General features: G+C 53.8%; 12 protein-coding genes and 1 pseudogene. All 13 read left to right on the plus strand.

Annotation, left to right across the window (positions count from 1 at the left end):
* Positions 1–582: 582 nt before the first annotated feature.
* Positions 583–927, plus strand: a complete 345-nt coding sequence (locus PACILC2_RS25450) for an RNA polymerase sigma factor (protein ID WP_213531780.1) — start codon at positions 583–585, stop codon at positions 925–927.
* The gene (locus PACILC2_RS29675) at positions 888–1,109 is read left to right on the plus strand and encodes an RNA polymerase sigma factor (protein ID WP_213531782.1); all 222 of its coding nucleotides are present in this window, start codon (positions 888–890) and stop codon (positions 1,107–1,109) included. Before PACILC2_RS25450 ends, PACILC2_RS29675 begins: the two co-directional genes overlap by 40 nt.
* 133 nt (positions 1,110–1,242) lie before the next feature.
* Complete coding sequence (locus PACILC2_RS25460) at positions 1,243–1,728, plus strand: hypothetical protein (RefSeq protein WP_213531784.1); 486 nt, start codon at positions 1,243–1,245, stop codon at positions 1,726–1,728.
* A gap of 23 nt (positions 1,729–1,751) precedes the next feature.
* Positions 1,752–1,967 carry a hypothetical protein gene (locus PACILC2_RS25465; protein WP_213531786.1) on the plus strand — a complete coding sequence of 72 codons (216 nt, stop codon included), beginning with the start codon at positions 1,752–1,754 and terminating at the stop codon, positions 1,965–1,967.
* A gap of 173 nt (positions 1,968–2,140) precedes the next feature.
* The gene (locus PACILC2_RS25470; RefSeq protein WP_213531791.1) at positions 2,141–2,791 is read left to right on the plus strand and encodes a GNAT family N-acetyltransferase; all 651 of its coding nucleotides are present in this window, start codon (positions 2,141–2,143) and stop codon (positions 2,789–2,791) included.
* Positions 2,683–3,321, plus strand: a complete 639-nt coding sequence (locus tag PACILC2_RS25475; protein ID WP_213531792.1) for a GNAT family N-acetyltransferase — start codon at positions 2,683–2,685, stop codon at positions 3,319–3,321. The genes PACILC2_RS25470 and PACILC2_RS25475 overlap by 109 nt, the downstream gene beginning before the upstream one ends.
* A gap of 190 nt (positions 3,322–3,511) precedes the next feature.
* Positions 3,512–3,973 carry a CtsR family transcriptional regulator gene (locus PACILC2_RS25480; protein ID WP_062490437.1) on the plus strand — a complete coding sequence of 154 codons (462 nt, stop codon included), beginning with the start codon at positions 3,512–3,514 and terminating at the stop codon, positions 3,971–3,973.
* A 35-nt stretch (positions 3,974–4,008) separates the two neighbouring features.
* The gene (gene mcsA / locus PACILC2_RS25485; RefSeq protein WP_062490439.1) at positions 4,009–4,530 is read left to right on the plus strand and encodes a protein-arginine kinase activator protein McsA; all 522 of its coding nucleotides are present in this window, start codon (positions 4,009–4,011) and stop codon (positions 4,528–4,530) included.
* Positions 4,531–4,549: 19 nt separating this feature from the next.
* Positions 4,550–5,629, plus strand: a complete 1,080-nt coding sequence (gene mcsB / locus PACILC2_RS25490) for a protein-arginine kinase McsB (protein WP_213531794.1) — start codon at positions 4,550–4,552, stop codon at positions 5,627–5,629.
* Between the two features lie 2 nt (positions 5,630–5,631).
* Positions 5,632–8,074: pseudogene (clpC, locus tag PACILC2_RS25495) on the plus strand (ATP-dependent protease ATP-binding subunit ClpC).
* A gap of 203 nt (positions 8,075–8,277) precedes the next feature.
* Complete coding sequence (gene radA / locus PACILC2_RS25500) at positions 8,278–9,642, plus strand: DNA repair protein RadA (protein ID WP_062490443.1); 1,365 nt, start codon at positions 8,278–8,280, stop codon at positions 9,640–9,642.
* A gap of 10 nt (positions 9,643–9,652) precedes the next feature.
* The gene (gene disA, locus PACILC2_RS25505; protein ID WP_213531798.1) at positions 9,653–10,729 is read left to right on the plus strand and encodes a DNA integrity scanning diadenylate cyclase DisA; all 1,077 of its coding nucleotides are present in this window, start codon (positions 9,653–9,655) and stop codon (positions 10,727–10,729) included.
* Positions 10,730–10,846: 117 nt separating this feature from the next.
* Positions 10,847–11,593 carry a CDP-diacylglycerol--serine O-phosphatidyltransferase gene (gene pssA / locus PACILC2_RS25510; protein WP_213531796.1) on the plus strand — a complete coding sequence of 249 codons (747 nt, stop codon included), beginning with the start codon at positions 10,847–10,849 and terminating at the stop codon, positions 11,591–11,593.
* The last annotated feature ends 5 nt before the right edge of the window (positions 11,594–11,598 follow it).

Consider the following 11,598-nt stretch of genomic DNA (forward strand, 5'->3'; position numbering starts at 1 on the left):
CGAAGAACCCACCGTTGCATTCAACGGTGGGTTTTTTGTTGTTCGATGAAATCTATTGTGGCCGCGTGATCGAAGTGGTGAGGGAATAGAGGTGAACGTAACCCCAACCCAGGGGAATGTTACTCTAACGAATATCATACGCTTTATTTTGGCCCATAAGCCGCTTTTTGGAATGTAACGAATCTGAGCCACCTTATTTACGATATTCCGCCTGAATTTGACTACTTTTAAGCAAATAGCGTTGCTCAGATTCGTTACAATTCCGGAACATCGATTTTTCGCCAAATAGCGATTGTCAGATTCGTTAGATCGTTAATGGTGAATAGTAATGAAAACTTTAATCGAAGCTTGCATGTTTATTCACGCTGTTTGCCGCTTGCCAAACGTCAGCATAGCATGAATATAGCCTGCAGGTACGCTATCGGCCGCGTGGCTGGGGAGCATTGTGCAGTACAATAACAGGACACGGGTTAGAAGCGAGACTGCCAGGAACCATTCCCGGCAGTCTTTTTTTGTTCCGGAAAACCTTTCGGCAACTTGTTACGTGTTAGAGAAGAAAGGGGGGAGATCGATGAAAAATCCTTGTTAAGCACGAACAAGGATTTTGTCGAGATCAAGTCGTCAGACCATGCGGAGAGCAAAATTGCGGAAATATACAACCGCCACGTCGATACCGTATACCGGGTATGCTTCTCAATGACGGGCAACAAGCAGGATGCGGAAGATGTGACGCAAACCGTCTTTATCAAGCTTTTGGAAAGCAGCAAGTCTTTCGTTGACGCCGAACATGAAAAAGCGTGGCTAATCACTGCCGCCCAAAACCGATGCCGCGATTTGCACCGCAAATGGTGGAGAAAAAAGTCGTCGATTTGGACGTACACGCCATCATGGGAACAGACACGGATATCCTTCAACACCGTGATGTAGAGGAGAATTTGCGAAAGCTGCCTTCGACGAGCCGATTGATCTTGTACCTTCACTACTACGAAGGATATAAGTTGGCCGAAATCGCAAATATGCTTAAGCTGAATCTCAACACGGTAAAGACCAAGATTCGAAATGCCAGGAAGCGATTGAAACTGGAAATAGGAGATGACGTTTATGAATAGAGACCAATTGGTGGACATCTTTGAAAGGATGACGCCGGACGCAGCACAAAAATCGCGGATGCGAGAAAAGATATTGTCTCATATGCAGACAAATGCGCATGTGAAACGGCCGCCGAGGAGGCGGCAAGCATGGATGGCCGTACCTGCGGTTTGCCTGGGGCTGGCGCTGTTATTATTGGCTGTGGTGCCTTTTGGCGGCGAAACGTCTGCTTATGCCATCCATGTCATTGAAAAGGACGGGGCCATCTTCCGGTTGTCCGATAATCGGAAAAGTGCAGATGATTACGGCACATTTGTCAGCAACGTCGATGCCAGGCCGGGTCTGGAATTTTATATCGACGGCGATAACATCGCCAAAATCGAAATATCGACAAAAAACGAGTACATTTACGCAGTCGATTGGACGAAAACGCAGCACGAAAAATTTTGGAACGTCGAATATTATCAGCATTTCGATGAAGAACGCCAAATCTCGGTGGCGGATTTCAGCCTTCTTTACGATAAAAATCTGACGATGACTTTTGACGAGGGGTTTAGCGACTATGACAAGATCTGGTACCGCTGGACGGCTTGGAATATGTATAAGTGGGCGGCGGAGGATCATTTTCCCGTTTCCTAGGCGCAGGGCAAGTATCCGGTAACTTGAGCGAACGGAAGAAATCGGAGCTTGCAGCCGGCGATGACGGTTCGGGAATCGGACATATCCAATTGGACGACTACCCTGATCATCTGAAAGAAGATACAATTACGATCACCATTACCGACCGGCAGGGCAAGCGCACAACGAAAGTCATTTCCGTCAAAGTCAGCAATAATGAGCAGCGGCAAACCGTAGTCACGGCCAGATTGATCGAGTAAAGCCATTACGGTTCCGGGATCGGAACACAAACGTAAAAACGAACTTACGGGAATGCGGTCCGGCGTGCTCATTCGATTTCTTCGCAACAAGACGAACGGGCGTTCATCCTCTCCTTCCGTATGCTATAATAGCTATATTCCAGATCATTCCATAGAGCGAAGGAGAATGGATTATGGAGATTCGTCAGCTGACAACGGACGATTATGAAGCCAGCAAGAAATTATCTATGTATGCGTTTCAATTTGAAATGAGCGAAGAAGCGATCGAAGCCGAACGCAGCCGGTTCGTGCCGGAGCGGTATTTCGGCATATTTGCGGATAATCGTCTAGCGGCTCAACTGACGTTGCTTCCGCTCCAAACGTATATTAACGGCAAGCTTTTCGACATGGGGGGAATTGCCAATGTCTCCAGCTGGCCCGAAATGCGCCGTCAAGGACTGGTTGCCCGGTTAATCCGGCACAGCTTGGGCGAAATGAAACGGGCCGGGCAAACCGTTTCGTTTTTGGCTCCGTTTTCTCATTCCTTTTACCGAAAATACGGATGGGAGAACCTGCTCGATCTGAAGAAGTATACGATCGAGACGTCGTTCTTTCCGCCACGAGCCGAAACGGGCGGCCGCGTCGAACGTCGCAATGAAGATATCGGCCTGCTCAACGGCATCTATGAATCCTACGCCAAACGGTATAACGGCATGCTGAACCGCACCGAACATTGGTGGAAGACGTCGGTGTTTCCCCGGAAAAAGGGCATGCGGCCGTTTATTTCCGTGCCGACGGCAAGCCGTCGGGCTATGCGCTTTATCAGGTCCGGCAGCGCGAATTGACGGTGCATGAATACATTGTGCTGGACGACGAAGCGAAAAAAGGGCTTTGGACGTTTTTCGCCAATCACGATTCGATGGTGGACCGGGCGTACCTGACCGTTCCGATTGACGATACGCTGCCGTTTGAATGGGCCAATCCGCGCTTCAAGCAGGAAATCGAGCCTTACTTCATGGCCAGAATTGTCGATCTGAAACGGTTTGTCGAGCAGTATCCTTTTAAAGAGACGGACCGTAAAACAGATCTCTACATACGGGTCACGGATGCCGACGCTTCCTGGAACGAAGCGGTCTGGCATATTGAAGTCGGTCCGAGCGGCGCTGCTCGAGCCCAGGCGCTGTCCGAAGCGGCTGCGTCGGATAAACCCGTTGCCAGCTGCGATATCCAGACGCTAACCGCCATGCTGATCGGTTACGCGGATGCGGCCACTATGGTCAAAATATCCCGGATCGGGGGAGCGGCCGAAAAGACGGCGGAAGCGCTGATGTCCGTCATTCCGGCTAGAACGACCTATATGACAGATTTCTTTTAAACGGCTGGAGGCCCTAATGGGGCCTCCTTTGCAACTTTCTGTGTATAAACCCTGCGTTTGCGCATCAAGCTAGTGATGAAAAAGTTGTAGCGGTATCACTCGCCCCCTTGCTTTTTTTAGAAAAATAAGTATAATTAAATCAAAGTCAAAGAAAGTCAAAGTCAATGGAATTTGAAGCGAGGTTGGTGATATGCGCAACATTTCCGATCTCATCGAACAGCATTTGAAGCAGTTGCTGCAGGAGAGTCCCAACGGCGCTGTCGAGATTCAGCGGAACGAGTTGGCCGATAAATTTTCATGCGTTCCGTCCCAGATCAATTACGTCATCAGCACCCGTTTCACTTTGGAGAAAGGGTATATGGTGGAAAGCAAGCGGGGCGGAGGCGGCTACATCCGCATTCAGCGTGTCGAGCTGCCGGCGTTAAAGGCTATCCAAGGCTATATTAGCCAAACGATCGGCGAACGAATCGACCAGAATGCTGCCGAGGGGCTTATTTACCAGCTGGAGCAGGCGCAGCTTATAACGAAAAGGGAAGCCAATCTGTTGAAGGCGGCTGTTTCGCGGGAAGCGATATTGTTGAAGTTGCCGCTGCGGGATGAGATCCGCGCACGCATTTTGAAATCGATGCTCGTATCGCTGCTTGTCAAATAGCGGGCGGCGCCTTACGTCGAAAGGAGGGGGACGGCATGATTTGTCAGGAATGCGGCAAAAGGCCGGCTACACTTCATTTTACGAAAATCGTCAATGGCGAGAAAACGGAGTATCATATATGTGAATCTTGCGCTCGCGAGAAGGGCGAAAGCATTCCGGGAGTCGGAAGCGGCTTTTCGATTCACAGTCTGCTGTCCGGGTTGCTCGATTTCGAGCCGGCAAGCAGCGGTAGCGGAATCGGACCTTCGCTTCAGACGCTGCGCTGTGACGAATGCGGACTGACTTATGCGCAATTCAGCAAAATCGGCCGATTCGGCTGCAGCGAATGCTACCGGAAATTTTCGGAGCGGCTCGATCCGTTGCTCAAGCGGGTGCACGGCAATACGGTACACGTAGGGAAAATTCCGAAACGGTCGGGAAGCCGGATTCAGACCAAACGCGAAATCGAGCGGCTGCGGCGCGAGCTGCAAAGCCGGATCGAGCGCGAAGAATTTGAGTATGCAGCCAAGCTGCGCGATAAAATACGCGACTTGGAGCGCAGATTTGCCGAGTCGTAACAAGCAGGAGGGATCGTGATTGGCCCGACATCGTTTTGCGCGCGAAGCGCTGAGTGAGTGGATGAAAGTCGACGGTCCCGATGCCGACATCGTCATCAGCAGCCGGGTCCGCATCGCGAGAAATATCCGTCATTATCCGTTTCCGATGTTGGCGACAAACCAGCATTCCCGCGAAGTGATGGAAAAACTGCTGGCTGTGGCCAAGTCCGGAAAATTGAAAGAGATCGGCGGTTTCGACACGTTCGTGCTGTCCGATCTGAACGAATTGGAACGCAGAATATTGGTCGAGAAGCATCTGATCAGTCCGAATCTGGCGAATGAGTCCCGCAACGGGGCGCTTATCCTTGGGCATAATGAAGCGGTTAGCATTATGATTAACGAAGAGGATCATCTGCGCATCCAATGTCTGTATTCAGGTTTTCAAATCCGGGAAGCCTGGGAGCTTGCAAGCCGCATCGACGATATTTTCGAGGCAGAGGTCGAGTATGCTTTCGATGAGAAACGAGGATATCTGACAAGCTGTCCGACCAATGTCGGCACCGGCATCCGGGCTTCGGTCATGATGCATCTTCCGGCGCTTGTCCTGACCCAGCAAATCAACCGGATATTGTCGGCGATTACCCAGGTAGGGCTGACGGTCCGCGGATTGTATGGGGAAGGCAGCGAAGCGCTCGGCAACCTGTTTCAAATTTCGAACCAGATTACGCTCGGCCAGTCGGAGAATGAAATTCTCGACAATCTGTACAGCGTGGCGCGCCAAATTATCGAGCATGAGAAAGCGGCCCGCGAACGGCTTATGGCCGAATCGAGAATGCAGGTCGAGGACCGGGTTCGGCGCTCGTACGGCATATTGGCCAATGCGGCGATTATGGAATCGAAGGAGGCGGCCCAGCGTCTCTCCGACGTCCGTCTCGGCATCGATCTCGGCTTGATCCGCAATGTGCGGCCGCAAATTTTGAACGAAATGATGGTGATGACCCAGCCGGGTTATTTGCAATATCTGTTTGATGAGAAGATGAGTCCCGATCAGCGGGATATCCGGCGGGCCGAACTTATACGCAAGCAACTGGGAAGTAAAACCGAACACGGAGGTGTTTGAATATGATGTTTGGCAGATTGACGGAAAGGGCGCAGAAGGTGCTTGCCCTGGCACAGGAAGAAGCGGTACGGCTCGGTCATAACAATATCGGTACCGAACATATTTTGCTCGGACTGGTAAGAGAAGGCGAAGGAATCGCGGCCAAGGCGCTTATTGCGCTCGGACTCGGACTGGAGAAAATTCAGGATGAAGTCGAATCGCTGATCGGCCGCGGACAGGAGCAGCCGACCAACATCGCCTATACGCCGCGCGCGAAGAAGGTCATCGAACTGTCGATGGACGAAGCGCGCAAGCTGGGACATACGTATGTCGGCACCGAACATATTCTGCTCGGTCTTATCCGGGAAGGCGAAGGCGTGGCCGCCCGTGTGCTGAACAATCTCGGCATCAGCCTGAACAAGGCGCGGCAGCAAGTGCTGCAGCTGCTCGGCAGCAGCGAAGCGGTGTCCAGCAATCACGGCTCGCCCACGAACGCCAGCACGCCGACGCTTGACGGTCTGGCGAGGGATTTGACGGCTATTGCCCGCGAAGGCAACCTCGATCCGGTTATCGGCCGCAGCAAGGAGATTGAGCGAGTCATTCAGGTGCTGAGCCGCCGGACGAAGAACAATCCGGTGCTGATCGGGGAGCCCGGCGTCGGCAAGACGGCCATTGCCGAAGGGCTCGCTCAAAAATTATCGCCAACGAAATTCCGGAGACGCTTCGCGACAAGCGCGTCATGACGCTCGATATGGGTTCGGTCGTGGCCGGAACGAAATACCGCGGCGAATTCGAAGATCGTCTGAAAAAATTATGGACGAAATTCGTCAGGCCGGAAACATTATTCTGTTCATCGACGAACTGCATACGCTGATCGGAGCCGGAGGGGCGGAAGGCGCGATCGATGCGTCGAATATTTTGAAGCCGGCGCTGGCGCGCGGCGAATTGCAGTGCATCGGGGCGACGACGCTCGACGAATACCGCAAATATATCGAGAAGGACGCTGCGCTGGAACGCCGCTTCCAGCCGATCATGGTCGATCAGCCTTCGCCGGAAGAAGCGATCCAGATCTTGAAAGGTCTTCGCGACCGTTACGAGGCGCACCATCGGGTGAAAATTACGGATGAGGCGATCGAGCAGGCGGTCAAATTGTCGGACCGGTATATTACGGACCGCTTCCTGCCCGACAAGGCGATCGATTTGATCGACGAAGCGAGCTCGAAAGTGCGGCTGCACACCTACACGGTGCCGCCGAACTTGAAGCAGCTCGAAAACCGGCTTGAAGATATCCGCAAAGAGAAGGATGCGGCTGTCCAAAGCCAGGAGTTCGAAAAAGCGGCGGCGCTTCGCGACACGGAGCAAAAAATTCGCGAAGAGTTGGAGATTACGAAAAATCAATGGAAAGAAAAACAAGGCCGGACCGATTCCGAAGTGACGCCTGAAGATATTGCGCAGGTTGTCGCCAGCTGGACGGGAATCCCCGTTGTCAAGCTGAAGGAAGAGGAGACCGAGCGGCTGCTCAAGATGGAGAGCATCCTCCACAACCGCGTCATCGGTCAGGACGAAGCGGTCAAGGCGGTATCCCGCGCCATTCGCCGGGCGCGTGCCGGTCTGAAAGATCCGAAGCGCCCGATGGGCTCGTTCATCTTCCTCGGACCGACGGGCGTTGGCAAGACGGAGCTGGCCCGGGCGCTCGCCGAAGCGATGTTCGGCGACGAAAATGCGGTTATCCGGATCGATATGTCCGAATATATGGAGAAGCATTCCACTTCTCGTCTGGTCGGCGCGCCTCCGGGATACGTCGGGTACGAAGAAGGCGGCCAGCTGACCGAGAAGGTGCGGCGTAAACCGTATTCGGTCGTGCTGCTCGACGAGATCGAGAAGGCGCATCCGGAAGTGTTCAATATTTTGCTGCAAGTGCTCGAGGATGGGCGTTTGACCGACTCCAAAGGCCGGCTTGTCGATTTCCGCAACACGCTCATCATTATGACGAGCAACGTCGGGGCCGAACAGATCAAGCGCAGTTCGACGCTCGGCTTTACCGCAGTGCAAAATGCGGAGCGCGATTTCGAGCAGATGAAAGACAAAGTGATGGCGGAGCTCAAGAAAAGCTTCCGGCCGGAGTTCCTGAACCGGATCGACGAGATTATCGTCTTCCACTCGCTCGAGCAGGAGCATATCAAGCAAATCGTGACGCTGATGGCCGACGAGCTGCGCAAACGGCTGCGCGAGCAGGACGTCGACTTCGAGCTGACCGACGCGGCGGTCAACTTCCTTGCCAAGGAAGGGTTCGATCCGCAGTATGGCGCCCGTCCGCTGCGCCGCGCGATTCAGAAGCATATCGAAGACCGGCTGTCCGAAGATCTGCTGACCGGCAAAATTTCCAAAGGAAACAAGCTCATCATTGACGAGAAAAACGGAGAGTTGACAGTCGAGCAGGCGAACGCGGAGACAGCGAACAAATAAGGTCAACAGCAGAGCGGCAGCGACAAGCTGCCGCTCTGCTGGCGCGTTGGCCGAATTTTCTATGTTGCGGAAGACTGATCCCCAAATTTGAGCCGGCAGAGACTGCCGGTTTGTTTCGTTTTTATAAAGAAAATAGGGTTTATACCGGCGCACGGAAATGGTAAACTTTGATTGACACCTGTTTCCGCAAGAAGGAGACTTTCATGGCTAAAATAAAAGTAAAATTCGCATGCACGGAATGCGGAATGGAATCGCCGAAATGGCTTGGCAAATGTCCCGGCTGCGGTTCCTGGAATACGATGGTGGAGGAAAAGGAAACCGTCATAAAAACGTCCGGCGCCGCCGCGCTTTTTCAGGCGAAAGAAAAGCCGCGTTCCATCATAGATATAGATAGCGGAGAAGAGCCGAGAGTCGAGACGGGCATGCGGGAATTAAACCGCGTTCTCGGCGGCGGCATTGTGCCGGGTTCGCTCATTCTCGTCGGCGGCGATCCCGGAATCGGCAAGTCCACGCTATTGTTGCAAACGTCGAACGCGCTTGCTTCCAAGAAGCTGACCGTGCTTTATATTTCCGGCGAGGAATCGGTCCGGCAAACGAAGCTGCGGGCCGACCGGCTCGGCGCCCTTTCGGCATCGCTGTTGGTGTTGTGCGAGACGAACGTCGAGCGGATTCACGAAGCGATCGATTCGGTCAAACCGGACTTTCTCGTCATCGATTCGATTCAGACGGTCTTCGATCCGAACGTGCCGTCGGCGCCGGGAAGCGTCGCCCAGGTGCGGGAGTGCACCGCCCATTTTATGCGGGTGGCCAAAGGCCAGGGCATCGCCACGGTGCTTGTCGGCCATGTGACGAAAGAAGGGGCGATCGCCGGTCCCCGGCTGTTGGAGCATATGGTCGATTGCGTGCTCTACTTTGAGGGCGAGCGGCACCATTCGTACCGTCTTTTGCGGGCGGTCAAAAACCGGTTCGGTTCGACGAACGAAATCGGCATATTCGAAATGGGCGAGACAGGACTTTCGGAAGTCAGCAATCCGTCCGAATTGTTTCTGTCCGAAAGGCCGCTTGGCGTAGCGGGCTCGACGGTCGTTGCCAGCATGGAGGGAACGCGTCCCGTGCTGGTCGAGCTGCAGGCGCTCGTGGCGCCGACCCATTTTCCTTCGCCCCGCCGCATGTCGACGGGCATCGACCACCATCGGATGGCGCTTATTATCGCCGTGCTCGAGAAGCGGAACGGCATGTTCCTGCAGACGCAGGATGCGTACCTGAACGTAGCGGGCGGCGTAAGGCTGGATGAGCCTGCGGTCGATCTGGCAGCGGCGGTCAGTCTGGCGTCGAGCTTCCGCGATGTCCCCACTCGCCCCTATGACGTCATATTCGGCGAGATCGGACTTACGGGGGAGGTGCGCGCTGTCTCGCGCAGCGAGCAGCGGGTAAGGGAGGCTCATAAACTAGGCTTCAAACGGGTCATTATGCCCGAAAACAGTTTGAAAGGGTGGAATCCTCCGCCGGGCATCGAGATCATCGGTGTCGGAACGGTGGCGGAGGCGCTCAGCGCAGCGCTCGAATAGGGGGCAAATGATGAAAGAGCAGAATCAACAGGAAATTATGAATCAATTGCTGCAGCTTGTCGCGCCGGGCACCGCTTTTCGCGAAGGACTGGAAAACGTACTCCGGGCCAAAACCGGGGCATTGATCGTTGTCGGATATAGTCCTGAAGTGATGGAAGTGGTTGACGGCGGATTTTCGATCAATTGCGATTTTACGCCCAATTATTTATATGAGCTTGCCAAGATGGACGGAGCCATCATCTTGAGCGAGGATTTGCGCCGTATTCTGTACGCCAACACGCAGTTGATCCCGAACAGCTCGATTCCGTCGTCGGAGACGGGAATCCGTCACCGGACGGCGGAGCGGGTCGCCAAGCAGACCGGCAAGCTCGTCGTATCGATTTCGCAGCGGCGCAACGTCATTACGCTGTATCAGGGCAACTTGCGATATGCCCTGAAAGAAATTGGCGTCATTCTGACGAAAGCGAATCAGGCGATACAGACGCTTGAGAAATACAAGGCGGTGCTCAATCAGGCATTCACCAACTTGTCGGCTCTCGAATTTGAGGAGCTGGTCACACTTCAGGAAGTCGCGCATGTCATTCAGCGCGTGGAAATGGTGCTTCGCATCAAGATGGAAATCAAACGCTATATCAACGAGCTCGGCACCGAAGGCCGGCTTATCAGCATGCAGATGGATGAGCTTGTTGGCGGTGTGGAAGAGGATGCCTGGTTTTTGTTGAAAGACTACGCCAAAGACAACTCGGACGAACGGCTCAGGGAAATTAAAAACGGGCTCAAAAAGCTCGGTTCGGAAGAATTGCTCGACGCGCCGCATATTATCCGGCTTATCGGATACGCCAACCCCGGGGCGATGGCCGACGAAGCGGTATCGCCGCGCGGTTACCGTCTGCTGAACAAAATCCCGCGCCTGCCGCTCGTCGTGATGCATAATCTGGTGGAACGTTTCGGTCATTTGTCCAACATCGTGACGGCAAGCAGCGAGGAGCTGGACGAGGTGGACGGCATCGGGGAAGCCCGGGCAAGAGCGATCAAGGAAGGGCTTAAACGGATTCAGGAACAAATGTTTATTGACAGACAGATTTAAGTCCGGTAAAATAGGAAGAATGCGGAGAAGTCGAGGTCAGACCGCATAACTGCATGCCGTGGTCCGTCTGCGCGAATGCGCAATTCGGATACCTCGAGTAGAAAATGAGGTGAACGGATGATCACGAAGTCGATACCGAGTCTTTTTACGATAGGGAATCTTTTTTTGGGGATCATCGCGATAATACTTGTATTTAACGAAAAGCCGGATTATGCCGCCATGATGGTGATTATCGCCATGCTGCTCGACGGCGTCGATGGCCGCGTTGCCCGGGCGCTAAACGCCCAAAGCGATTTCGGCAAAGAACTGGACTCCTTGTCGGACGTCATTTCCTTCGGTGTCGCTCCGGCATTTATTATGTACGTGGTGGCGTTTCAGGGTGTCAACGAAGCGGCGGCCTGGATTATAACCGCAATCTTCCCGATTTGCGGGGCGCTCAGGCTGGCCCGCTTTAATGTTATAGCCGGCGTCCCCGGTTATTTTGTCGGCTTGCCGATTCCCGCCGCAGGCGGCGTTCTCGCCACGCTGGCTCTATTCGCGAAAGACATTCCGGTAGCGGCGATGATGGGCAGCACGCTGCTGCTGTCCTATTTGATGGTCAGCCGGATCAAATATCCGAATTTCAAGAAAGTCGGCATTCCGCGCGGAGCGATCTGGGTCATTCCGATTGTCGTTGCCGTCGCCGTCGTACTCGGCATTTTGCTGCCGCAGCATCTGTCCAAAATTATTTTGATCCCGCTGCTGCTGTATGCCTTGTACGGGATAAAAAAAAACGTTGATCGCCGGTTGTCCGGCAAAAGCCGAAACAGAAGACTTGGCAAGCGCATGAACGGCGAAACGCCGAAATCGGAGCATTCCGCCTGAGGTTC

This window comes from Paenibacillus cisolokensis (genome assembly GCF_018403665.1).
Taxonomy (GTDB): Bacteria; Bacillota; Bacilli; order Paenibacillales; family Paenibacillaceae; genus Paenibacillus_AH; species Paenibacillus_AH cisolokensis.